At 37.3% G+C, this 24,620-nt stretch carries 18 protein-coding genes; 11 read left to right on the top strand and 7 right to left on the bottom strand.

Annotated features, from left to right (window positions below; genetic code table 11):
- The first annotated feature begins 4 nt into the window (after positions 1-4).
- Both miaA and glnE read left to right on the top strand, forming a co-directional pair.
- The gene (miaA, locus tag DQN24_RS04425) at positions 5-940 is read left to right on the top strand and encodes a tRNA (adenosine(37)-N6)-dimethylallyltransferase MiaA (RefSeq protein ID WP_111695439.1); all 936 of its coding nucleotides are present in this window, start codon (positions 5-7) and stop codon (positions 938-940) included.
- A 5-nt stretch (positions 941-945) separates the two neighbouring features.
- Positions 946-3,891 (top strand): bifunctional [glutamate--ammonia ligase]-adenylyl-L-tyrosine phosphorylase/[glutamate--ammonia-ligase] adenylyltransferase, encoded by a 2,946-nt coding sequence (glnE, locus tag DQN24_RS04420; RefSeq protein WP_111695438.1) that lies wholly within the window; start codon positions 946-948, stop codon positions 3,889-3,891.
- A gap of 20 nt (positions 3,892-3,911) precedes the next feature.
- On the opposite strand, the gene recN is transcribed toward glnE, so the two are convergent.
- On the bottom strand, positions 3,912-5,588 hold the full coding sequence (recN, locus tag DQN24_RS04415) for a DNA repair protein RecN (protein WP_111695437.1): 1,677 nt from the start codon (positions 5,586-5,588) through the stop codon (positions 3,912-3,914).
- 112 nt (positions 5,589-5,700) lie between these two features.
- Positions 5,701-6,591, bottom strand: coding sequence for an NAD(+) kinase (locus DQN24_RS04410; protein WP_041175426.1), 891 nt, complete (start codon positions 6,589-6,591; stop codon positions 5,701-5,703).
- Positions 6,592-6,691: 100 nt separating this feature from the next.
- On the opposite strand from DQN24_RS04410, the gene grpE reads away from it, so the two are divergent.
- The gene (grpE, locus tag DQN24_RS04405; RefSeq protein WP_145983612.1) at positions 6,692-7,288 is read left to right on the top strand and encodes a nucleotide exchange factor GrpE; all 597 of its coding nucleotides are present in this window, start codon (positions 6,692-6,694) and stop codon (positions 7,286-7,288) included.
- Positions 7,289-7,300: 12 nt separating this feature from the next.
- Here grpE and DQN24_RS04400 read toward each other — a convergent pair whose 3' ends face one another.
- Both DQN24_RS04400 and DQN24_RS04395 read right to left on the bottom strand, forming a co-directional pair.
- The gene (locus tag DQN24_RS04400) at positions 7,301-7,645 is read right to left on the bottom strand and encodes a nucleotidyltransferase family protein (RefSeq protein WP_005690991.1); all 345 of its coding nucleotides are present in this window, start codon (positions 7,643-7,645) and stop codon (positions 7,301-7,303) included.
- A gap of 1 nt (position 7,646) precedes the next feature.
- Entirely contained in the window at positions 7,647-8,078 is a 432-nt protein-coding gene (locus DQN24_RS04395; RefSeq protein WP_013527237.1) for an HI0074 family nucleotidyltransferase substrate-binding subunit, read from the bottom strand.
- Positions 8,079-8,359: 281 nt separating this feature from the next.
- Between DQN24_RS04395 and nrdD the strand changes: the two genes are divergently transcribed.
- Positions 8,360-10,483 carry an anaerobic ribonucleoside-triphosphate reductase gene (nrdD, locus tag DQN24_RS04390; RefSeq protein WP_111695435.1) on the top strand — a complete coding sequence of 708 codons (2,124 nt, stop codon included), beginning with the start codon at positions 8,360-8,362 and terminating at the stop codon, positions 10,481-10,483.
- Between the two features lie 330 nt (positions 10,484-10,813).
- On the opposite strand, the gene DQN24_RS04385 is transcribed toward nrdD, so the two are convergent.
- Entirely contained in the window at positions 10,814-11,539 is a 726-nt protein-coding gene (locus DQN24_RS04385; RefSeq protein WP_111695434.1) for a phosphatase PAP2 family protein, read from the bottom strand.
- Positions 11,540-11,608: 69 nt separating this feature from the next.
- Between DQN24_RS04385 and ribA the strand changes: the two genes are divergently transcribed.
- Complete coding sequence (ribA, locus tag DQN24_RS04380; protein WP_050847160.1) at positions 11,609-12,259, top strand: GTP cyclohydrolase II; 651 nt, start codon at positions 11,609-11,611, stop codon at positions 12,257-12,259.
- Between the two features lie 316 nt (positions 12,260-12,575).
- On the opposite strand, the gene DQN24_RS04375 is transcribed toward ribA, so the two are convergent.
- Both DQN24_RS04375 and DQN24_RS04370 read right to left on the bottom strand, forming a co-directional pair.
- Positions 12,576-14,120 (bottom strand): peptide ABC transporter substrate-binding protein, encoded by a 1,545-nt coding sequence (locus tag DQN24_RS04375; protein WP_111695433.1) that lies wholly within the window; start codon positions 14,118-14,120, stop codon positions 12,576-12,578.
- The gene (locus DQN24_RS04370; RefSeq protein WP_021035560.1) at positions 14,113-14,475 is read right to left on the bottom strand and encodes a YbaN family protein; all 363 of its coding nucleotides are present in this window, start codon (positions 14,473-14,475) and stop codon (positions 14,113-14,115) included. Before DQN24_RS04370 ends, DQN24_RS04375 begins: the two co-directional genes overlap by 8 nt.
- A gap of 126 nt (positions 14,476-14,601) precedes the next feature.
- Between DQN24_RS04370 and prlC the strand changes: the two genes are divergently transcribed.
- From prlC to DQN24_RS04340, 6 genes are all read left to right on the top strand, one after another.
- Positions 14,602-16,641, top strand: a complete 2,040-nt coding sequence (prlC, locus tag DQN24_RS04365) for an oligopeptidase A (protein WP_111695741.1) — start codon at positions 14,602-14,604, stop codon at positions 16,639-16,641.
- Positions 16,642-16,872: 231 nt separating this feature from the next.
- Positions 16,873-18,417, top strand: coding sequence for a type I restriction-modification system subunit M (locus DQN24_RS04360; RefSeq protein ID WP_111695432.1), 1,545 nt, complete (start codon positions 16,873-16,875; stop codon positions 18,415-18,417).
- Positions 18,418-18,419: 2 nt separating this feature from the next.
- Positions 18,420-19,418, top strand: coding sequence for a virulence RhuM family protein (locus DQN24_RS04355; RefSeq protein WP_054249427.1), 999 nt, complete (start codon positions 18,420-18,422; stop codon positions 19,416-19,418).
- An 81-nt stretch (positions 19,419-19,499) separates the two neighbouring features.
- Positions 19,500-20,642 carry a restriction endonuclease subunit S gene (locus DQN24_RS04350; protein WP_111695431.1) on the top strand — a complete coding sequence of 381 codons (1,143 nt, stop codon included), beginning with the start codon at positions 19,500-19,502 and terminating at the stop codon, positions 20,640-20,642.
- Positions 20,643-20,738: 96 nt separating this feature from the next.
- Positions 20,739-21,269, top strand: a complete 531-nt coding sequence (locus tag DQN24_RS04345) for an REP-associated tyrosine transposase (RefSeq protein WP_005622369.1) — start codon at positions 20,739-20,741, stop codon at positions 21,267-21,269.
- Positions 21,270-21,446: 177 nt separating this feature from the next.
- Positions 21,447-24,530, top strand: a complete 3,084-nt coding sequence (locus DQN24_RS04340; RefSeq protein WP_111695430.1) for a type I restriction endonuclease subunit R — start codon at positions 21,447-21,449, stop codon at positions 24,528-24,530.
- Positions 24,531-24,620: the final 90 nt, after the last annotated feature.

Here is a 24,620-nt window from a genome sequence, read left to right as displayed (position 1 = left end):
CTTCATGAAACCAACCGCAATTTTTTTAATGGGCCCTACGGCCTCAGGCAAAACGGATTTAGCTATTCAACTACGAAGCCAACTTCCAGTCGAAGTGATTAGTGTGGATTCGGCTCTTATTTATAAGGGAATGGATATTGGCACAGCGAAACCATCAAAAGAAGAACTTGCCCTTGCACCTCACCGTTTGATTGATATTTTAGATCCATCAGAAAGCTATTCCGCGATGAATTTCCGCGATGATGCGCTACGCGAAATGGCGGATATTACCGCACAAGGCAAAATCCCGTTACTAGTGGGTGGTACGATGTTGTATTACAAAGCCTTAATCGAAGGGCTTTCGCCCTTGCCTTCTGCTGATGAAAATATTCGTGCCGATCTTGAACAAAAAGCAGCTCAACAAGGTTGGGCAGCATTGCATACAGAACTCGCCAAAATCGATCCCATTTCTGCCGCCCGAATTAATCCGAGTGATTCTCAACGAATCAATCGTGCTTTAGAGGTTTTTTATATCACGGGAAAATCACTCACAGAGCTGACTGAAGAAAAAGGCGAAGCCTTGCCTTATGATTTTGTGCAATTTGCAATTGCGCCGCAAGATCGCCATGTTTTGCATGAACGCATTGAACAACGCTTTCATAAAATGATTGAACTGGGCTTTCAAGAAGAGGTAGAAAAACTTTATACGCGTGGCGATTTAAATATTAATCTGCCGTCAATTCGCTGTGTAGGGTATCGTCAAATGTGGGAATATTTACAAGGCGATTACGATCACGAAGAAATGATTTTCCGTGGTATCTGTGCAACGCGCCAACTTGCAAAACGCCAGCTCACTTGGCTACGCGGTTGGAAAACACCAATACAATGGCTGGATAGTTTGCAACCTCAACAAGCGAAAGAAACCGTATTACGTCACTTAGATTCCTATCAAAAAGGTTAGAAAAAATGACCGCACTTTCTGCCCTCATTGAACAAAAATTACAATCTCTTGGCACAATTCTGTACCAATCTTTTCCAGAACTTTCCCCAGAAAAAATTCACGACGCCATTCAACAAAATTCAAACCACCCTGAACTGCCTATTTACCAATTAAGCTATGCTATGGCAATGTCTGACTTTGTGGAAAAAGTCTTGCAAAAATACCCGCACTTAGTGAAACAATGGTGGGAAAAATCGCCCTGTTTTGCAGATTGCTCTTCCTATACTGAACGTTTGAATAGAGAGTTAGCCAATGTACATGACGAAACCGCACTCTATCAAACATTACGCCAATTCCGTAATATTGAAATGGCAAAATTAAGTTTTTGTCAAAGTTTGAATCTTGCCACTGTAGAAGAAATTTTTGTTCAGCTTTCACAACTTGCAGAGGGTTTAATTATCGCTGCCCACGATTGGCTTTATCATCAAGCCTGTGCGGAAATGGGTACGCCAATGGATGAACAAGGCAACCCGCAACAGCTTTATATTCTAGGCATGGGGAAATTAGGCGGCTTTGAACTCAATTTTTCCTCGGATATTGATTTAATTTTCACTTATCCGTCACAAGGGGAAACTTGCATTAATAATACTAATGCTCGGCGTCCTGTGGATAACGGAAAATTTTTCACACGTTTAGGGCAACGACTTATTTCTGCCTTAGATGAATTTACCTCTGATGGTTTTGTGTATCGAACCGATATGCGCTTACGCCCATTTGGTGACAGCGGTGTGCTTGTTCTCAGCTTTGCGGCAATGGAACAATATTATCAAGATCAAGGTCGAGATTGGGAACGCTATGCGATGATTAAAGGGCGAGTATTGGGCGCACAAACAAAGGATCCCAAGGTTTCAAAATTGAAAAAAATGTTACGCCCCTTTGTGTATCGTCGCTATATTGACTTTAGTGTGATTCAATCTTTACGTGAAATGAAAGGCAAAATTGAGCGAGAAATACGCCGTCGTGGTTTGAAAGACAATATTAAACTAGGTGCAGGTGGTATTCGCGAAGTCGAATTTATCGTGCAGGTTTTTCAACTTATTCGAGGCGGGCGAGAAATCAATTTGCAACAACATTCACTCTTAAAGATCTTGCCTGAAATTACCAAACTAGGATTAATTACTGAACAACAATTCTACGATTTACGTGAAAGTTATATTTTTTTACGCCGCGTAGAAAACATTCTGCAAGCCATTAACGATCAACAAACTCAAACACTACCAGCCAATGAAATAGATCAAATTCGTTTAGTAGAAGCCTGTAAAAAATTTACTTGTTTAAATGAAAATAATCAAACCATTGAAAAATATTATCCAATAGAAAATTGGGATGATTTTTACCACACTTTGCAACAAAAACAAGAAAAAGTGCGGGCGATATTTACTCAATTAATCGGTGATGAACAAAATGAACCGTCGCCAACTGATAGCCAATGGCAAGATTTTTTAGAGACTGATTTTGAGGATATTGAACAAACATTATTAGAGAGTGGTGTATCAGAAAATAATATTGATGAAATTTTAGAACAACTTGTTCAATTCAAAAATAACCTAAATCACAGAATTATAGGTACACGTGGGCGTGATGTATTAAGTCATTTAATGCCAACGGTATTTACTCTTATTTTTGCTCAAGAAAATTACCGCACTTTGCTTCCCCGCATTCTAAATATTATTGAGAAAATTTCGAGCAGAACGACTTATTTAGAATTATTGTTGGAAAATCCTCACGCACTTCAGCAAGTTATTGAACTTTGTGCGCAGTCTCAACTTATTTCAGAGCAACTGGCTCGTCATCCTATCTTATTAGATGAATTGCTTAATACAGAAGCACTACGCCATCCATTGCCATTTACCCAATATCCTGCAGAGTTACACCAATATTTGCTTCGTTTACCACCTGATGATGAAGAACAGATTATTGATGCTTTACGTCAATTTAAACAAGCAACCGTATTAAAAGTAGCAGCGGCAGATATTTTAGGTGCATTGCCAGTAATGAAAGTAAGCGATCATTTAACCTATCTTGCTGAAGCCATTATTGAAGTGGTTGTGAATCTAGCTTGGAAACAAATGTCTTCTAGATTTGGCGTGCCTGAACATTTACAAAATGATGAAAAAGGATTTTTAGTTATTGGTTATGGAAAACTGGGTGGTATTGAACTCGGTTATAAATCCGATTTAGACCTCGTATTTTTGTACGATGCTGTAGAAAGCCAAACAACAGGTAGAAAAAAAGTGATTGATAGCAATCAATTTTACCTACGCTTGGCGCAAAAGATTGTAAGTATTTTCAGCATAAATACTTCCGCTGGTGTACTTTATGAGGCAGATATGCGCCTACGCCCTTCTGGCGATGCAGGCTTAATTGGCTGCTCTCTTTCTGCATTTGCCCATTATCAATTGAACGACGCTTGGACATGGGAAAAACAAGCACTTGTGCGTGCTCGCCCTGTATTTGGCGAATCATTTCTTAAAACGAAATTTGAACATATCCGCCAACAAGTACTTTCTACATCACGAGACATTGAGCAATTAAAGCGAGATGTTGTGGAGATGCGGGAAAAAATGTTTGCCCATTTGTCTCATTCAAAAGATGGGGAATTTAACCTTAAAACAGATCGCGGTGGTATCACTGATATTGAATTTATCGCTCAATATTTAATGCTTGCTAATGCCCCACAAAACCCACAACTGACAAAATGGTCAGACAATGTTCGTATTTTCGATGATATGGCAGAGGCTAAAATTATTAGTCAAACAGACTGCGACACATTAAAACAATGTTATGTCGATTTACGCAATACCATTCATCATTTGAATTTGATAGGTAAATCCCCTGTCGTAGATGAAACTGAATTTGTCAAAGAGCGGTCATTTATTCAAGCATTTTGGGATAAGCTATTTAGTTCATAAAATAGCAATTAAATCCCATTTTAATGAACTAAATCTAGCATTTCCTGTGCATTGGCTAAGGCTAATTCTGTAATTTCACTTCCGCCCAAGAGTCTTGCCAAGGCTGGTACACGTTCAGCTTGTGAAAGTGCGGTCATTTGTGTTTCAGTTTTATTATCCACAGTAAATTTTTCTACATTGAACTGATGATGGCCATGACAAGCAACCTGTGGCAAGTGCGTTACGCATAATACTTGGCAGCGTTCACTTAATTGACGTAAAAGTTTTCCGACAATACTTGCTGTTTTTCCACTAATACCCACGTCCACTTCATCGAAAATTAAGGTTGGAATAGCCGATTGATCAGAAGTTAAAACTTGAATCGCTAAAGAAATACGAGAAAGTTCTCCACCAGAAGCAATTTTAGCTAATGGCTGTGGTTGTTGTCCTAAATTACTACGCAAAGTGAAAATCACATTATCCGCACCGTTTGATCCTACTTTATCTAAATCCGTATTCAACTCTACATAAAATTCTGCATTTTCCATTGCAAGTTGTTTTATCGACTGCGTGACATTTTGCGCTAAGCGATTTGCTGATTTCTGACGACTTGCTGTTAATGCTGTAACCGTTGATTTCATTTGTTCAAATGCCAGTTTTTCTTGCTCAATCAGCATTTCTTCACTTTCAGAAAAATCTAAAAGTGCGGTTAATTCCGCTTTCAATTTTTTATGATGTTCCACAAGATCTTCAGGTTTAACTTGATGTTTACGAGCAAGTTGTAAAGCCTGACTAATTCTCTGTTCGATTTCCTGTAAAAGTTGAGGATCTTGTTCGATATTACTCGATAAATTTTGCACTTCACTGGTTGCTTCTTGCACTTGAATCAACGCATCATTCAACATACTTTGCACTTCAGCATATTGAGGATCAAGTTCAGCTAATTCATCAATATATTGTGTCGCACGATAAAGCAAGTTATCGATATTTACCGTGTCATTTTCACTTAAAATTTGCAAGGCTGATTGAGAAAGTTGGGTTAGCTGTTCGCTGCTAGATAAACGGCGTTGTTCATCTTCTAATTCCAAATATTCATTTGGTCGAAGATTAAATTCATCCAGTTCATCCACTTGATATTGTAAAAGTTGTCTACGAGCTTCATTTTCTGCCACTTTCTGTTGAAAGGTTTTTACTTGATTTTGCAGATTTTTCCATGCCTGATAGTCTTCACGCATTTTTGTAAGCAGTTCTGAATGCGCGGCAAAATTATCAACTAACTGAAGCTGGTAGTCATTTTTTAGCAATAATTGAGAAACGTGCTGCCCATTAATATAAACAAGATATTGAGCAATTTCTTTTAATTGGGAAGCGGATACTGGTGTACTATTAATAAAAGCTTTAGAACGTCCGTCGGCATTAATCACACGACGTAAAATACATTCTGTTGGGTTATCTGGATCTTGTAATTCTTGCTCACTCAGCCAGTGATAAGCAGGATTTTTCGATTCTAGTTGGAAAGTTGCACAAATTTCTGCACGTTCTTGTCCTTCGCGTACCATTGAGGTTTCTACTCTTTGTCCGAAACATAAACCTAAAGCATCAATGGCGATAGATTTACCAGCCCCAGTTTCCCCAGTAATAACAGACATTCCTTTCGCCAATTCGATATCAAGCTGGCGAACAATCGCAAAATTATTGATAGTAAGTTGAGTAAGCATAATAAACCCCTTTAACTGTATATTTAACATGATATAACTGATTTAATTTACAGTAAAGGATTTTTTTACAGTATTTTGTCAAATCTATTTCAATCGAAAATTTTTACCATAATCAAAATGATTTTAACCAACCTAATTTACTACTTAACACATTGTAATAATTATAATTTTTCAGATGAAGCAAACGAAGTTTATGCTCGCTTTTTTGAATATGCACCACATCATCTGGAGTAAAAGACAAGGTAATTTGACTATCACACCCCACTTCCAATTGAGAGGTATTATGTTCAGCAAAACGAATCGATATTTTGCTATCGCCATCAATAACAAGAGGACGAGAAGTTAATGTATGTGGAAACATAGGCACTAGCGCAATCGCATTAAGATTAGGTGTCAAAATCGGGCCACCAGCGGAAAGAGAATAAGCCGTAGAGCCTGTTGGAGTAGAAACAATTAATCCATCAGAACGTTGTGAAAATGCAAACTTATCATTGATATACACATGAAAATCAATCATATGTGCAATTTTAGCGGGATGAATAACCGCTTCATTTACCGCATTGCTCGTTGATACAATTTCACTTGCTCGTTCGATTTTTGCTTCCAATAAAAAACGTTCTTCCACAAAAAATTCGCCACGTTCTAAACAAGCTTCAAGCTGGGAATAGGCATTTTTCGGGTCAATATCCGTTAAAAATCCCAAATTACCACGGTTGATACCAATCAATGGAATATCATATTTTGCTAATACGCGAGCACGACCCAACATATTGCCATCACCACCAATCACAATAACCAACTGTGCTTGGCAACCAATTTCATCAAGTGTTGCAAGATTTTCTGCAGGAAGCCCCAGTTTTTCAGCAACATCTTTTTCCATCATTACTTGATAACCGCGTTCCGTTAACCAGTGAAACAAATTTTTGTGCATTTGTAGGTTAATATCATTTCTAGGTTTTCCTACAAGCCCAATGGTTTTAAAGGAACGATATAAATTATTCATAAAATAAACCGCACTTGAATTTAACATTTTCGTCATTATATAGTTTTTTGTTAGACTATAGCTAACGACTATGGCGAATTTTGTATTTACGGAGAAAAAAATGTCAGAACAAGAACAAAAAATTGAAACCCCAGAAGTAGAAAAGCAAGAAGACTCTGTTGTAGAAGAAACACAACAAACAAAGTCTTCTCAAGAACTTGATCCTTTAGAAGAAGCAATTGCCCGCGTGCAAGAGCTTGAAGAGCAGCTAAAAACTCAAATAGAAGAAGCCACAAATAAAGAACAGGATATTTTACTTCGCTCTCGTGCTGAAATTGAAAATCTTCGTCGTCGTACTGAACAAGACGTAGAAAAAGCACATAAATTCGCTTTGGAAAAATTTTCAAAAGACATTTTGAATACTATCGATAACCTAGAGCGTGCGCTTGCCACTCCAGCAAATAAAGAAGATGAAAGCGTAAAAGCCTTATTTGACGGCGTAGAACTGACCTTAAAAGAATTAGTTTCAACCGTTGGGCGTTTTGGCGTGGAAGCTGTGGGAGTTGTCGGTGAAGCATTTAATCCTGACTTACATCAAGCCATTTCAATGCAACCTGCTGAAGGCTTTGAAACCAATCAAATTAGCGTCGTATTGCAAAAAGGATACACCTTAAATGGTCGAGTCATTCGCCCAGCGATGGTAATGGTGGCTACTTAATTTATATTTTGTCTAAAGAGCGGTCGGTTTTTCGACCGTTTTTTCTTTTTCCTGAATAACTACATAAACTTTACGGATAATTTCCCTAAAATCTTCGCTCGTTGTAGCCCAATCTAGAAGATCAACGCGCCACGGTAAATCTGATTCAGAAAAAGCTTCCTTTAATCTATCACGCTCTAAAAAATCTAAAGGTTCCTCAGAGATAATCGCAAGATCAAGATCGGAATATTTTTTTGCTTTTCCTTTTACACGAGAACCGAAAGCCCATACGGTATAATCAGGTACTAATTGTTGTAAAATAGTTTTCACAATCGCCAATTCTTCAGATTTTATATCAAGCTGTGCAAAACTAGTCATATTAATTTCTCTGACGTAATTGTTCCAATAGGAAACGACTTTCTATTAAAAAATCATCAATTTGTGCATAAACAGCCATGGCTTTTTCCTGATCATAAGTATGTGATGTAATATTACGCATATCACGATAAGCAACCCATTTTGACATATCTTCAATCAAACCAAATCTCAATGCTTCTCGCAAAATATCCTTAAATCCATAAGCCCCAATATCATCGGTATTAATTGCATCTTGTTGAAGTTGGCGTTTCATCATTTTTAAACTTAACTCATAAACAAATTCAAATTTCTGAATTGCACCTGCAATTAAAGTATCTTGTACAATAGAGGGTTGCATATCAAACCAATTTCTGTCTGAAATTTGTACTACGGTTTGCTCTAACGAATAAAATGCAGCGTCTAATACATTTAAATTTAGCTTATCAGTCATCATTTTTACCTCTGTTAAATACTCATCTATTTTACCATAGACTATTTTTTCTCAAAACCTATAACCCCAAAAGTAAACATTGTGATATTGATCACAAAACCAAAAAACATTTGAGAAAAGATCTCAACAACTTGATTTGATATTTTTCTAATAAAATCAATCTTTAACAAAATTATCTTACGATAAAAGGTCTAAAAACACTACATATCGTGTGTTGATTATCTTTTTAGATCTATATATAGTGCATCTCGCATTTCAAAAACACTATATATTGGAGCTATATCATGAGTAACTTTGGGGTCATCAAGCGCGATGGTTCTCGTGCAGAGTTTGAGATTCAACGTATCATCAATGCCATTAAAAAAGCCACAAGTGCGGTCAATATTTCCGATGAATTTTATTGCCACCAAATTGGGCAAGAAGTAGGAAATGAAATATTCACCCATCATCAAGGAGAGATTGATATTAATCAGATTCAAAAAATCGTTGAAGATAAATTGATGGCAAGTCGTTATCCTGAGGTTGCTCGTGCGTATATCGAATATCGTCATGATCGTGATTTAGCTCGCGAAAAACGTAGCCAGCTAACAAAAGAAATTGAAGGTTTGATTGAACAAAGCAACGTAGAATTACTTAACGAAAACGCCAATAAAGATGCGAAAGTAATTCCAACGCAACGTGATTTGCTAGCAGGAATTGTGGCAAAACATTATGCCAAACACCATATTCTTCCACGCGATGTGGTGGAGGCTCACGAAAAAGGTGAAATTCATTATCACGATTTAGACTACGCGCCGTTCTTCCCAATGTTTAACTGTATGTTAGTGGATTTAGAAGGAATGCTTTCTCGTGGTTTCAAAATGGGCAATGCGGAAATCGAACCCCCTAAATCCATTGGCACCGCAACGGCAGTGACAGCTCAAATTATCGCCCAAGTTGCCAGCCATATTTACGGCGGCACAACCATTAATCGTATTGATGAAGTACTTTCCCCTTATGTACAAATCAGTTACGAAAAACACCTCAAACATGCCCAAGAATGGAATGTGCCTGATGTTGAAGGTTACGCAAAAGCATTAATTGAAAAAGAATGTTTCGATGCCTTCCAATCTTTAGAATATGAAGTTAATACACTACATACTTCGAATGGGCAAACCCCCTTTGTTACCTTTGGTTTTGGTTTAGGTACAAGCTGGCAATCCCGATTAATTCAGCAAGCTATTTTGAAAAATCGGATTCGTGGACTCGGAAAAAATCATAAAACGCCAGTCTTTCCAAAACTGGTTTTCACTATTAAAAAAGGCTTGAACCAAACTCAAGGCGATCCGAATTACGATATCAAACAGCTCGCATTGGAATGTGCATCAAAACGTATGTATCCAGATATTCTCAATTACGATCAGGTTGTCAAAGTCACGGGCTCTTTTAAAGCACCAATGGGATGCCGTAGCTTTTTAGGTGCATATGAAGAAAACGGTCACGAAATTCACGATGGGCGTAATAATCTTGGTGTGGTAAGTTTGAATTTACCGCATATCGCGTTGGAGTCTAAAAACGAAGAAGATTTCTACCGCACTTTAGATGAACGTTTAGCTATTGCGAAAAAAGCATTAATGACGCGTATTGCCCGCCTTGAGAATACCAAAGCTCGCGTTGCCCCCATTCTTTATATGGAAGGCGCATGCGGAGTGCGGTTAAAAGCGGATGAAAATGTGGCACAAATTTTCAAAAATGGACGATCCTCTATTTCCCTTGGCTATATCGGTATTCACGAAACCATTAATGCGCTATATAACAAAGGGCATATTTTTGATGATGAACAATTACGCGAAAAAGGCATTGCGATTGTTCGCCACCTTAGTGAGGCAGTTAAACGTTGGCAAAAAGAAACAGGCTATGCCTTCAGCCTTTACTCCACGCCAAGCGAAAACTTATGCGACCGCTTCTGCCGTCTAGACACCAAAAAATTTGGCGTGATTAAAGGCGTAACAGATAAGGGCTACTACACAAATAGTTACCACTTAGATGTAGAAAAGAAAGTGAATCCTTACGATAAACTAGATTTCGAAATGACATATCCCCCACTCGCCAGCGGCGGTTTTATTTGCTACGGCGAATATCCAAATATTCAACACAACTTAAAAGCATTGGAAGATGTGTGGGATTATAGCTACGATCGCGTGCCTTATTACGGCACCAACACACCGATTGACGAATGTTATGAATGTGGTTTCACCGGCGAGTTTGAATGTACCAGTAAAGGTTTTGTTTGCCCTAAATGTGGCAATCACGATAGTACAAAAGTGTCTGTCACTCGCCGCGTATGTGGCTATCTAGGCAGCCCTGATGCCCGCCCATTTAATGCAGGAAAACAAGAAGAAGTGAAACGGAGAGTGAAACATTTATAAAAGTGCGGCTAAATTTAGCTGATAATTTAGTACATTTCTTGAAAATAATAGGGCGTGCAATACGCCCTTTATTACTCCTTTTAGCTTTTCGATATTTTTATTAATCATAAATCTCTATCTACCTCAATCCCTTTGGAACAGGGCTATGTCTTTCGACCTAATAAAGATAATAATATTAGTATTAACTATCAGTTTTTTGGTGAAAAATTATCTGATTTCATTTCTACAATTTGGTTTTCTGCCTAGAGCAGAACCAGATATACAAGATGGGCAATACTCTCTCTTATTCAACTCCCATTTTATCCTATGTTGAATTATCTCTTAATGTTACTATTTCATGACGAAGATCGCCTTTTTCTTCAAAAAGGCAAAAATAATGCTATTAATCAACCATGCCAGTAATGTCGCCACTAATAAATCAATTGGATAATGCATGCCCAATCGAACACGGCTAATCAACATCAATAAACCCCACACCGCAATACCTGCTACCAGTAATTTTGCTTTAAAAGAACGGTTACCCAATAATTGGGTAAAGCCAACAGCAAGCATTAGCCAAGTTGCCGCAAAAATCGTATGCCCCGAGGGGAAAGAATACCCCGTTTCATTTTCATAATGATGAACTAACCAAGCTGGTGTAATGGAATCCATCGAATAAAAATTCTTAGCCATTTCTGCACGCAAAGTGCGGTCATTTTTATAAAAATTTTCAGGCGTTGAGTGAGTTTGCTCAGCTAGATAAACCGTGAACGGACGAGGTTCTTCAAATAATGCTTTTGCCCCTGTTTTTGCGGCTTGAGTTGCAATAACTGAAATCCCCATCACAATTACGGCTAATATCCATTGTTTTGGATTTTTAAATAAAAACGCGAATAAAAGCGTAAATAACACACAAGTGATCAACGCATAAGGTACGCTACCCGTTTCAGTGAGCAAATAAAGCCAATAATCAGCTTGAGTTAATTGGCTATTACCATGCCACTGATAGGAAATACCCCAAATAAAAAATGGTACAAGACAAAGTAATAACGTATATAATGACAGCCTTTTAAACATGCTCGCCCCTTGATAATAAAAAATAACGCGCGCATTCTAACAAAAATGACTACGAATAAGGATCACTTTATGGCAAAAATTCAGCTAGTTGCGCAAGCCAATTTACCCACTGAATATGGTATTTTCAGAATGGTGGGATTTGAATTTCCAGATACCAAAAAAGAACATGTCGCCTTAGTAATGGGCGATATTTCTAATGCTGACGAACCTGTGTTAGCACGCATCCATTCTGAGTGTTTAACTGGCGATGCGCTTCACAGCTTAAAATGCGATTGTGGGTTCCAACTGGCGACAGCGTTGAAACAAATTCAAGAAGAAGGTCGCGGTGTCTTAATTTATCATCGTGAAGAAGGCCGCGGAATTGGTTTGATTAATAAAATCCGTGCTTATTCTTTACAAGATAAAGGAATGGATACCATTGAAGCCAATCTTGCTTTAGGTTTCAAAGCAGATGAACGCAACTTCGAAGTCTGTGCCGATATGTTCGAACTACTCGGTGTAAAAAAAGTTCGCTTAATGACCAACAACCCAGAAAAAATGGAAACGATGAAAAAAGCGGGTATCAACGTGGTTGAGCGAGTTCCACTTAATGTTGGCGAAAACCGCTACAATACAAAATATCTTGATACTAAAGCGAAAAAAATGGGGCATTACATTGTGCATAACAATGATGAACAACATTTAATGACTTGCCCACATTGCCAAGAAGAGATTATTTAGTAAAATAATATATGTTAAAAAAGCCATACTGTTATATTGAACAGTGTGGCTTTTTTATTTAAACTCTCAATTACGGAATAATCGAAGGATTTTTTAGCATATTGCCAAAAACGAGAAACCCCGTCTCGTATTCCAAAGATCGGGGCTTATCAGGAGTAAGTAAAATGAAAAAAATTGCCTTTTTCATTTTCTTGATTACCTGTTGTTTAGTTAGCTGTTCAGGCACAGTTATCTAAGATAATCGCAAGGGGACGATGTAGGAGTTGTCCCCAATGCCTCCAATCTTAAAGAATTCTTTCCTTGATTGCAAGCGCGATTACTGATTTTTAACCTTTCTCCACAAATCTTTACTGTAAATGACACCGACAGAATTTACTTGCGCACCCATTATACTTGGTGCGAGATAAACTGGCGTACTATATTGAAAAATAGGTAACACTAAATGTTCTTGCTGAATCATCTCTTTCAATTTTACGTAATTTTCTAACCGCACTTTTTCTGATGTCGTCGTCATTGCATTTTCAAATAAACGATCAAATTCCGCATTTTTATAGCCATTTTTGTTATCTGGGCTTTTTGAATAGAATAAATTTAGAAAGGCTGCAGGATCATTAAAATCAGCACACCAGCCAGAACGAATTAATTGAAAATCGCCTTTTGTGCGAGCTGTTTGCAATTCTTGCCAGCTCGTCCCTTGATTTTCAACTCGTAATAAATCAGATTGTGATAATTGATGATTTAATCGCATTGCAATGGTTTGATTCAGAGATGAATCATCATAACGAATACGTAATTTCAATGGACGAGTTTCATTAATTTGATTTTGGGAAAGAAGCTGCTCTGCAACAACTGGCTCCCAAACAGATTCTTGCTCTCCGAGCATCGATTTTGGCAAAAAAGTATTGTTAGGATGAAGATGAGCAATATCTGCAACCAAATTCTTGGTAGAAATCATCGAAACAATGGCTTTTCTTACCGCACTTTTTTGTAACACAGGATCGGAAAGATTAAACTCATAGAAGTAAGTACAAAGTTGCGGATAATCTTGGATATTCTGATCGACTTTTTTCGGATTCATTACAACATCAAAATCAGACAAATCTGCATCTGCTATAATTTTTTGATACTTCACTTGTTGAAATATCACTTTTTCTTTTGCCCAGTAATAAGGATTGGTAGTTAAAATATGCTGATTTTCAGACTGACTTTGTAATTGATATGCACCATTGCTGATAAATGTTTCAGTCGATTTAGCATAGCGAGGCAAAAGGCTGACGTGTGCCAGCATAGAAGGCAAATATGGCGATGCTTTATCTAATTCAATGCGTAAAGTACGGTCATTTTCGGCAAACAATCCTAGGGATTCAACAGATAACGCTTTTTCCAATACTGCCTTCGCATTCTTCACATTCATAAAAGCCAAATAATTTTTAATTGGGCTTTCAGATTGAGAAAGTGTTTGCCAAGATTGTACAAAATCTGATGCAGTGATAGGCTCGCCATTTGACCATTTGGCATTTTCACGCAAAGTAAAGATCCAAGTTTTATTGTCTTCGGTTTGCCAATTTTCTGCTACAGCTGGAACAAGATTACCTTGCGCATCATAAGCTGTTAAGCCTTCAAAAAGATCCCGTAATAATTGAGTTTGTTCTTCGCTTTGTGCTTGCCAAGGTTGCAAAGTCAAATCGCCATAAACACCACATTTTAATTCAACTCGGTTAGATTCTAATTGAGTATTTTTTGGTGTCTCAACTTGTGGCGAAATAGGCTTGGGACTATCCACTTTATCACAAGCCACCACCGTAAAAATAATAGAAAAAATAACCGCACTTCTCTGGCACAAAGCGAGAAAATTATTCATTTTCGGTTTTAATCCAAAATAAGAAGAACCAAAACTTAATACAAATCAACGCAACAATAACACTACGCCCTATTACACTTGGCGTGAAATAAAAACCAATTAGTAGCATTGTGGTAACAAAAGTCAAAATACAAATTTTGGTATTTTTCTTTAATGATCGATTTTCATGAAAGGACTTGAGATGTTTTTGATAAATACTTGTGCCTAAAAACCATTGTTCTAAGCGTTTTGAACCTTTTGTGAAGAAAAATAAAGTAAGTAATAAAAAAGGCGTGGTAGGCAAAAGAGGAAGGAAAATGCCAATGATGCCAATTGCAAGTGAAAGAAAACCTAAAATAATGTAAATAATTTTCATAATGTTCCTAATAAAAAAGAAAATGCAAACTATTATTACTGATTTTTTAGATTTTTCAACCTTGATATTATAAAATTCGCCGTCACATAAAAAAGAACAGTTTTCAAAAAAGGAACATTTATGTCTATGTCAAATCCATTACTTAACATTCAAAGCTTACCGCCATTTTCACAAATCAAGCCAGAACACATTCAACCAGCTGTTGAAAAATTAATTCAAGATTGTCGCGATACGATAGAACAAGTATTAAAACAACCGCACTTTACTTGGGAAAATTTCATTTTGCCTTTAACGGAAACCAATGATCGCTTAAATCGTGCGTGGTCACCCGTTTCTCATCTCAATTCAGTAAAAAACAGTGCTGAATTACGTGAAGCCTATCAAGCTTGCTTACCGTTACTTTCTGAATACAGCACTTGGGTTGGTCAGCATAAAGGGCTCTATAATGCCTATTTGGCGTTAAAAAATAGTGCTGAATTTGCCGATTATTCTATTGCACAAAAGAAAGCCATTGAAAATTCACTGCGTGATTTTGAACTTTCAGGCATTGGGCTTTCCGAAGAGAAACAACAACGTTATGGCGAAATTGTGGCACGCTTATCGGAATTAAATTCACAATTTAGCAATAATGTATTAGATGCCACAATGGGTTGGGAAAAACTCATTGAAAATGAAGCAGAACTTGCTGGCTTACCTGAATCCGCACTACAGGCAGCACAACAATCTGCCGAAAGTAAAGGATTGAAAGGTTATCGTTTTACGTTAGAAATCCCAAATTATTTGCCTGTGATGACTTACTGCGAAAATCGTACATTACGTGAAGAAATGTACCATGCTTATGCGACACGTGCCTCTGAACAAGGCCCTAATGCAGGCAAATGGGACAATAGTAAAGTTATGGAAGAAATTCTTACATTACGCGTGGAACTGGCGAAATTACTCGGTTTTAATACTTACACCGAACTTTCACTTGCCACCAAAATGGCAGAAAATCCACAACAAGTGCTTGATTTCTTAGATCATCTTGCCGAATGTGCAAAACCACAAGGCGAAAAAGAACTGCAAGAATTGAAAAATTACTGCGAAAAAGAATTTGGTGTCACGGAACTTGCACCTTGGGATATTGGTTTTTACAGCGAAAAACAAAAACAACATTTATACGCCATTAATGATGAAGAACTTCGCCCATATTTTCCTGAAAATCGCGTGATTTCGGGATTGTTTGAATTAATTAAACGCATTTTTAATATTCGTGCAGTTGAACGCAAAGGCGTGGATACTTGGCATAAAGATGTGCGCTTCTTTGATTTAATTGATGAAAATGATCAACTCCGTGGCAGTTTCTATCTTGATTTATATGCACGCGAACACAAACGTGGTGGTGCATGGATGGATGACTGTATCGGACGTAAGCGTAAACTAGATGGCAGCATTCAAACGCCAGTGGCTTATTTAACCTGTAACTTCAATGCACCGATAGGGAATAAACCAGCGTTATTTACTCACAATGAAGTCACCACGCTATTCCACGAATTTGGGCACGGAATCCATCATATGCTCACGCAAATTGATGTATCCGATGTGGCCGGTATAAATGGCGTGCCTTGGGATGCAGTGGAATTACCAAGTCAATTTATGGAAAACTGGTGCTGGGAAGAAGAGGCTTTGGCGTTTATTTCAGGACATTACGAAACAGGCGAGCCGTTGCCAAAAGAAAAACTCACGCAATTATTAAAAGCGAAAAATTTCCAAGCTGCGATGTTTATCTTACGTCAGCTTGAATTTGGTATTTTTGATTTCCGTTTACATCACACCTTTGATGCGGAAAAAACCAATCAAATTTTGGATACACTTAAATCAGTGAAATCACAAGTTGCCGTCATAAAAGGTGTAGATTGGGCAAGAGCGCCACACAGCTTCAGCCATATTTTTGCTGGAGGTTATGCCGCAGGTTATTACAGCTATTTATGGGCTGAAGTATTATCAGCGGACGCTTATTCACGCTTTGAAGAAGAAGGTATTTTCAACCCAATCACAGGCAAATCATTCTTAGATGAAATTCTCACGCGTGGTGGCTCAGAAGAACCAATGGAGCTATTCAAACGCTTCCGTGGCAGAGAGCCACAATTAGATGCGTTGTTAAGACATAAAGGAATTATGAACTAATACGTCAAACTATAGGGCATGCACGACATGCCCTTTCTCAAATATTTTCCTCTACATAAAAACATAGTAAATTTTAACCGCACTTTATCTAGACAAAACCTGCAAACGAGACATTATTTTTATAAATATCCGCAAGACAAACTCATAGAAATTCACGCAGAATAGACTAATTTCCTGTATAATTTTTCACATATCTATCCAACTCATTACACAAAATATTCTGAGGATTTTATGGCTGCTGCAATTCAACAACGTGCCGAACTTCAACGTCGTATTTGGCAAATTGCTAATGATGTGCGAGGCTCAGTCGATGGCTGGGATTTCAAACAATATGTGCTTGGCACACTTTTCTATCGTTTTATTAGTGAAAACTTTACCAATTATATTGAAGCGGATGATGAAAGCGTGAATTACGCTAAATTGCCTGATGAAATCATCACACCTGAAATCAAAACGGATGCCATAAAAACCAAAGGGTATTTTATTTATCCAAGTCAGCTATTCAAAAACGTAGTGGCGACTGCGAACACCAATCCAAACCTTAATACTGAACTTAAACAAATTTTTAGCGATATTGAAAACTCCGCTACTGGCTATCCTTCCGAACAGGACATCAAAGGCTTATTTGCTGATTTTGATACCACCAGCAACCGCTTGGGCAATACCGTTGCCGATAAAAACAGCCGTCTAGCAGCTGTATTAAAAGGCGTTGCTGAGTTAGATTTTGGCGACTTTGAAGATAATCATATTGATTTATTCGGTGATGCTTACGAATTCTTAATTTCCAACTATGCTGCTAATGCCGGTAAATCGGGTGGCGAGTTTTTTACACCACAATGTGTTTCCAAGCTAATTGCTCGACTCGCTTTATATGGACAAGACAAGGTCAATAAAATTTATGACCCTGCTGCTGGTTCGGGTTCTTTATTATTGCAAGCGAAAAAACAATTTGATGAACACATCATTGAAGAAGGCTTTTTCGGGCAGGAAATAAACCACACCACATACAACCTTGCCCGTATGAATATGTTTTTGCATAACATCAACTACGACAAGTTTGATATCGCCCTTGGCAACACCTTAATGAATCCGCAATTTGGCGATGATAAACCTTTCGATGCTATCGTTTCCAACCCACCTTACTCCGTGAAATGGATTGGCTCGGATGCCCCAACACTGATTAACGATGAACGCTTCGCCCCTGCTGGCGTACTTGCACCAAAATCCAAAGCGGATTTTGCCTTTATTTTACACTCATTGAGCTATCTTTCAGCAAAAGGACGCGCGGCGATTGTGTCCTTCCCTGGCATTTTTTATCGTGGCGGTGCGGAACAAAAAATTCGCCAATATTTGGTGGAAAACAATTTTGTGGAAACCGTGATCGCCCTTGCACCTAATCTATTTTACGGCACCAGTATTGCCGTGAATATTTTGGTTTTGTCCAAGCACAAACCCAATACCCAAACTCAATTTATCGACGCCAGCGGTTTATTTAAATCCGCCACCAATAACAACCTTTTGGAAGAGGAACATATCGAGCAAATTCTCAAACTGTTTGCTGATAAAGAAGATGTGCCGCATTTGGCAAAATCCGTGTCCTTTGAAGAAATAGCCAAAAATGACTACAACCTTGCAGTGAGTTCGTATGTGGAACAAAAAGATACTCGTGAAGTGATTAATATTGATGAACTCAATGCGGAAATTCATAAAACTGTAGCCAATATCGACCGCTTGCGTGCCGAGATTGATAAGATTGTGGCGGAGATTGAGGGGTAACAATGGACATTGTGCTTTACACCACCAATGAAGGTAATGCTCAGTTTAGATTACAGAAATTTGATGATCAGATTTGGCTATCTCAAATTGAAATGGCTGAGCTATATCAGACCACTAAACAAAATATCAGTAAACATATTAAAGCTATCTTTTCTGAAGGCGAACTTGATGAAAATTCAACCGTCAACTATAAGTTGACAGTTCAAAATGAAGGAAATCGAACCGTTTCTCGCCAATTAGCTTATTATTCGTTATCACTGATTATTGCTGTAGGATACCGAGTTCGATCATCTCGTGGCACACAATTCCGTCAATGGGCAACCGAGCGATTGCAAGAATATATGGTAAAAGGTTTTACGATAGATGATGAACGCTTAAAAGATAATGGTGGTGGAGATTATTGGAAAGAATTACTCAATAGAATCAGAGATATTCGCTCGAGTGAAAAAGCATTATATCGCCAAGTTCTAGAACTATACGCAACCAGCCAAGATTATAATCCTAAAAGCGAAGCAACAGTTAAATTCTTCAAAACGGTACAAAATAAGTTACATTATGCAACTTGTGAACAAACATCGGCAGAACTCATTTACTATAGAGTAGATAGCAATAAAGATTTTATGGGGCTAACTACATTTAAAGGTGCATTACCCACATTAAAAGAAGTCAAAGTTGCAAAAAATTATCTCACAGAAGAAGAATTATTTCGTTTAAATCGTTTGGTATCTGCTTTTTTTGACCTAGCTGAACTTAAAGCACAATCTCATACGCCAATGTATATGCAAGATTGGGTTAATGAATTAGATAAATTTGCTCAAATGTATGGTAAAGGCGTGTTGCAAAGTGCTGGGAAAATCAGTCGTGAACAAGCTGAACAAAAAGCCATTTCAGAATATAGAGCTTATGAGGTAAAAACACTTTCCCCCATTGAACAAGAATATCTAGCTACATTGAAAGCATTAGAAAAAACAACCGTACATAAATTGCATCAGAAAAAATAAACCACAGTAGGGCGGACTTCAGTCCGCCTAAAGAATATCAATATTACAACGGCGGAAGAAATCCGCCCTACGAGAAATACGATGAAAAACAACCGCACTTTTTTAGAAAAATTATTGGATGGAGCTGAGGTTGAGTGGAAGCCTTTAGATGAAGTTGCTAACATTGCTAATAATGCAAGAAAACCTGTTAAATCATCCTTACGAATATCAGGAAACATTCCATATTATGGTGCAAATAATATCCAAGATTATGTCGAGGGATATACTCACGATGGCGAATTTGTATTAATTGCTGAAGATGGTTCTGCTAGTCTAGAAAATTACTCTATCCAATCGGCTGTAGGTAAATTTTGGGCAAATAACCACGTCCATGTAGTGAATGGCAAAGAAAAATTAAATAATCGTTTTTTATACCATTATTTAACTAATATGAATTTCATTCCATTCTTAGCTGGAAAGGAACGAGCAAAATTAACAAAAGCTAAACTGCAACAAATTCCAATCCCCATCCCCCCACTCTCCGTCCAAACCGAAATCGTCCGAATTTTGGATGCATTGACAGCGCTTACCAGCGAGCTTATACTACGCCAGAAACAATATGAATACTATAGGGAGAAATTGTTATCTTTTGATAGTTTAGAACAATTAAATTCGGGGAGAGGGAAGAAGAAACTTATTGATGTGGCTTACTTTCAGAATGGTAAAGGGCATGAAAAAAATATTGATGAAAACGGTTCATTTATTGTTATAAATTCAAAATTTATTTCAACAAATGGAACTATAAAAAAATATTGTAATGACCAGCTTGTTCCTTTATTTAAAGAGGATATTTTGATTGTGATGAGTGATTTGCCAAACGGAAAGGCTCTTGCAAAAACATTCTTTGTAACAGAAGACAACAAATATACTCTTAATCAACGTATAGGAAGAATTACAGTAAAAAAAGGGGGGGAATTACTCCCTAGTTTTGTTAATCATTTTTTAAATAGAAATAAACAATTGACAAAATATGATAATGGTACAGATCAGACAAATTTAAGAAAGGATCAAATACTTGATGTTGTAATACCAATTCCCCCACTAAAGGAACAACACCGCATCGTTTCAATATTAGACAAATTTGAAACCTTAACTAATTCCATTACCGAAGGCTTGCCTTTGGCGATTGAACAAAGCCAAAAGCGGTATGAATATTACAGAGAATTGTTATTGAGTTTCTCGTAACCCGTAGGGTGGGCTTCAGCCCACCAATTAACTATCAAAATATGAATAAAACGGTGGGCTAAAGCCCACCCTACGAACTACAATTTGGAATAATATATGTCTAATTATCGTCGCGATTTTACTAAAGGTGGATTATATTTTTTCACAATTGTTTTACAAGATAGAACGAAATCTTATCTAATTGACTATATCAATGAATTTAGATCTGCGTATAAACAAACTTGTGAACATTACCCATTCGAAACAGTAGCAATTTGTATTTTACCCGATCATATTCATTTACTGATGCAATTGCCTGAAAATGATGATAATTACGCAATACGTATTGCATATTTAAAAACACAATTTACACGACAACTTCCAAAAGAATGCCGACAATTTAATAAAAATAGACAAAAATATCGAGAATCCGGTATTTGGCAACGTCGATTTTGGGAACATTTAATTCGTGATGATAAAGATTTGGCAAACCATTTGGATTATATTTATTACAATCCTGTGAAACACGGCTATGTTGAGGTAGTAAAAGATTGGCCGTATTCTTCCTTCCATCGTGATGTGAAAGCAGAGATTTATCCTGAAGACTGGGGAGGCAATCCAGATTTGAAAATTAAAGGTGATATATAACAATATTGTAGGGTGGGCTTCAGCCCACCAATTAATCATAGCAAATGGTGGGCTAAAGCCCACCCTACAAAAACTGGAAAATATATTCAACAAAAATAATATTATTATTCAATGACTTATAATAACTCAAGTTATTCAGTAATACTGAATAACTGAAAAATATACTAAGGAAAACTCATGACCCAATACAAAACCATCGCCGAATCCAATAATTTTATCGTTTTAGATCAATATAATAAATTTGTGGAAGAGCCTAATGCTGGTTACCAAACGGAAGGGATCCTTGAGCGTGAGTTTATTCGTGATTTACTGGCACAAGGATATGAGTATTTACAAGAGCTTAATAATCACGATGAACTGATTAAAAATTTGCGTATTCAATTACAGCGATTAAATAATGTGGTTTTCTCTGATGCGGAATGGCATCGTTTTTTAGAAGAATATTTGGATAAACCGAGCGATAGTCTGATTGAGAAAACCCGCAAAATTCACGATGATTATATTTATGATTTTGTGTTCGATAACGGACGCATTCAGAACATCTATTTGCTTGATAAGAAAAATCTTGCCAATAATTCTCTGCAAGTCATCAATCAATTTGAGCAAACCGGTAGCTATGACAATCGTTATGATGTGACAATTTTGGTGAATGGTTTACCGCTTGTACATATTGAACTGAAAAAACGTGGCGTGGCGATTCGTGAAGCTTTTAATCAAATTCATCGTTACAGTAAAGAAAGTTTCAATAAAGAAAATTCCCTCTTTAAATATATTCAGATTTTTGTCATTTCTAATGGCACGGATACCCGCTATTTTGCCAATACCACCAAACGCGATAAGAACAGCTATGACTTCACGATGAATTGGGCAACGGCAAAAAATACCCTAATTAAAGATTTAAAGGATTTTACCGCGACTTTCTTGCAAAAGAATACTTTGCTCAATGTGTTGGTAAATTACTGCGTGTTTGATGTATCCGATACCCTATTAATTATGCGTCCGTATCAAATTGCCGCAACAGAACGTATTTTGTGGAAAATTCAAAGTTCTTACTTAGCAAAAAATTGGAGTAATCGTGAAAGTGGTGGCTATATTTGGCATACCACAGGTTCAGGCAAAACACTCACCAGTTTTAAAGCCTCTCGCCTTGCGACTGAACTTGATTTTATTGATAAAGTCTTTTTTGTGGTCGATCGTAAAGATTTAGATTATCAAACAATGAAGGAATATCAGCGTTTTTCGCCTGATAGCGTGAATGGCTCGGAAAATACCGCAGGGCTGAAACGCAATATTGAAAAAAACGATAATAAAATTATCGTAACCACCATTCAAAAGTTGAATAATTTGATGAAATCGGAAGAGAATTTGCCGATTTATCAAAAACAAGTCGTATTTATTTTCGATGAAGCCCATCGCTCCCAATTTGGCGAAGCACAAAAAAATCTAAAACGTAAATTCAAAAAATTCTATCAATTTGGTTTTACTGGCACGCCAATTTTTTCTGAAAATGCCTTAGGTGCGGAAACCACAGCCAGTGTATTCGGTACGGAATTGCATTCTTATGTGATTACCGATGCTATTCGTGATGACAAAGTACTGAAATTCAAGGTTGATTACAACGATGTCCGCCCACAATTTAAAGCCTTAGAAACAGAAAAAGATCCTGAAAAATTGACCGCACTTGAGCAGAAACAAGCCTTTTTACACCCTGAGCGTATGAAAGAAATCTCGCAATATTTGCTTAACAATTTTAAACAGAAAACCCACCGCTTGAACGCTACAGGTAAAGGCTTTAATGCAATGTTTGCGGTAAGCAGTGTGGAAGCGGCAAAACGTTATTACGAAACTTTACAAAATCTACAGACTGAACAAGAAAAACCGTTAAGAATTGCCACCATTTTCTCTTTTGCGGCAAATGAAGAACAAGATGCGATTGGCGATATTCCAGATGAGACCTTTGAACCCACTGCTCTAAACAGTACAGCAAAAGAATTTTTAACAAAAGCCATTGATGATTACAATCACTACTTTGGCACGAGTTATGGCGTAGATAGTCAATCATTCCAAAATTACTATCGCGATCTTGCTAAACGTGTGAAAAATCAGGAAGTGGATTTACTGATTGTGGTCGGAATGTTCTTAACAGGCTTTGATGCCCCTACGTTGAATACTCTTTTCGTGGACAAAAACTTGCGTTATCACGGATTAATGCAGGCTTTTTCTCGCACCAACCGCATTTATGACACCACTAAAACCTTTGGGAATATCGTTACTTTCCGCGATTTGGAACAAAATACCATTGATGCAATCACACTATTTGGCGATAAAAACACGAAGAATGTCGTACTAGAGAAAAGCTATGACAGCTATTTTAACGGTGATGACAATCAGCGTGGCTATGCAGAAATAGTGGAAGAATTAAAAGAAAGCTTTCCTGATCCTAGCGTCATAGAAACGGAAGAAGACAAAAAAGCCTTTGTAAAATTATTTGGTGAATATCTACGAGTCGAAAATATTTTGCAGAATTACGATGAATTTGCAGCATTGCAAGCCTTACAAGCGGTCGATTTAAATGATCCGATTGCAATGGAGAAATTCAAGCAAGTACATTATGTGAATGATGAACAAATTGCAGAAATGCTGAAAGTACCCACTTTACCAGTAAGAGCGGAGCAAGATTATCGTTCAACTTATAATGATATTCGCGATTGGCTACGCCAAAGAAAAGAGGGGAATGATAAAGATAATTCGCCGATAAATTGGGATGATGTCGTATTTGAAGTAGATTTATTAAAATCTCAAGAAATCAATTTGGATTATATTCTTGCGTTAATTTTCGAGCATCATAAGAAAAACCAAGACAAAGAGGTGTTAATTGATGAAATCCGCCGCACAGTTCGCTCAAGTTTAGGTAACCGTGCTAAAGAGAGTTTGATTGTCGATTTTATCAACCAAACAAATTTAGATGATATTCCCGATAAAGCAAGCTTGATTGATGCCTTTTTCCTTTTTGCCCAGAACGAGCAACAAAAAGAAGCAGAAGCCCTAATTCAAGAAGAAAATTTGAATGTCGATGCAGCAAAACGCTATATCAGCACTTCATTAAAACGCGAATATGCCAGTGAAAACGGCACGGCACTTAATGAAGTATTGCCAAAAATGAGTCCACTTAATCCACAATATCTCACTAAAAAACAGACGATTTTCCAAAAAATTGCTGCATTTGTAGAGAAATTTAAAGGGGTTGGGGGGAAAGTTTAAATTTAATATATCAACAATTAAACTCCTTATTAAGGCATAAAGGAATTATGAATTAATAATACAAAACATAATGATCAATATTTGACTAGT

This window comes from Haemophilus influenzae (assembly GCF_900475755.1).
Classification (GTDB): Bacteria; Pseudomonadota; Gammaproteobacteria; order Enterobacterales; family Pasteurellaceae; genus Haemophilus; species Haemophilus influenzae_D.
Note: the sequence above shows the minus strand (reverse complement) of the source record. Positions and strands in the feature narration are given on the sequence as shown.

Bases quoted from the DNA above. Each gene is read 5' to 3' on its own strand.
- miaA (WP_111695439.1), top strand. From the start codon at position 5: ATGAAACCAACCGCAATTTTTTTAATGGGCCCTACGGCCTCAGGCAAA.
- glnE (WP_111695438.1), top strand. From the start codon at position 946: ATGACCGCACTTTCTGCCCTCATTGAACAAAAATTACAATCTCTTGGC.
- recN (WP_111695437.1), bottom strand. From the start codon at position 5,588: ATGCTTACTCAACTTACTATCAATAATTTTGCGATTGTTCGCCAGCTT.
- DQN24_RS04410 (WP_041175426.1), bottom strand. From the start codon at position 6,591: ATGAATAATTTATATCGTTCCTTTAAAACCATTGGGCTTGTAGGAAAA.
- grpE (WP_145983612.1), top strand. From the start codon at position 6,692: ATGTCAGAACAAGAACAAAAAATTGAAACCCCAGAAGTAGAAAAGCAA.
- DQN24_RS04400 (WP_005690991.1), bottom strand. From the start codon at position 7,645: ATGACTAGTTTTGCACAGCTTGATATAAAATCTGAAGAATTGGCGATT.
- DQN24_RS04395 (WP_013527237.1), bottom strand. From the start codon at position 8,078: ATGATGACTGATAAGCTAAATTTAAATGTATTAGACGCTGCATTTTAT.
- nrdD (WP_111695435.1), top strand. From the start codon at position 8,360: ATGAGTAACTTTGGGGTCATCAAGCGCGATGGTTCTCGTGCAGAGTTT.
- DQN24_RS04385 (WP_111695434.1), bottom strand. From the start codon at position 11,539: ATGTTTAAAAGGCTGTCATTATATACGTTATTACTTTGTCTTGTACCA.
- ribA (WP_050847160.1), top strand. From the start codon at position 11,609: ATGGCAAAAATTCAGCTAGTTGCGCAAGCCAATTTACCCACTGAATAT.
- DQN24_RS04375 (WP_111695433.1), bottom strand. From the start codon at position 14,120: ATGAATAATTTTCTCGCTTTGTGCCAGAGAAGTGCGGTTATTTTTTCT.
- DQN24_RS04370 (WP_021035560.1), bottom strand. From the start codon at position 14,475: ATGAAAATTATTTACATTATTTTAGGTTTTCTTTCACTTGCAATTGGC.
- prlC (WP_111695741.1), top strand. From the start codon at position 14,602: ATGTCAAATCCATTACTTAACATTCAAAGCTTACCGCCATTTTCACAA.
- DQN24_RS04360 (WP_111695432.1), top strand. From the start codon at position 16,873: ATGGCTGCTGCAATTCAACAACGTGCCGAACTTCAACGTCGTATTTGG.
- DQN24_RS04355 (WP_054249427.1), top strand. From the start codon at position 18,420: ATGGACATTGTGCTTTACACCACCAATGAAGGTAATGCTCAGTTTAGA.
- DQN24_RS04350 (WP_111695431.1), top strand. From the start codon at position 19,500: ATGAAAAACAACCGCACTTTTTTAGAAAAATTATTGGATGGAGCTGAG.
- DQN24_RS04345 (WP_005622369.1), top strand. From the start codon at position 20,739: ATGTCTAATTATCGTCGCGATTTTACTAAAGGTGGATTATATTTTTTC.
- DQN24_RS04340 (WP_111695430.1), top strand. From the start codon at position 21,447: ATGACCCAATACAAAACCATCGCCGAATCCAATAATTTTATCGTTTTA.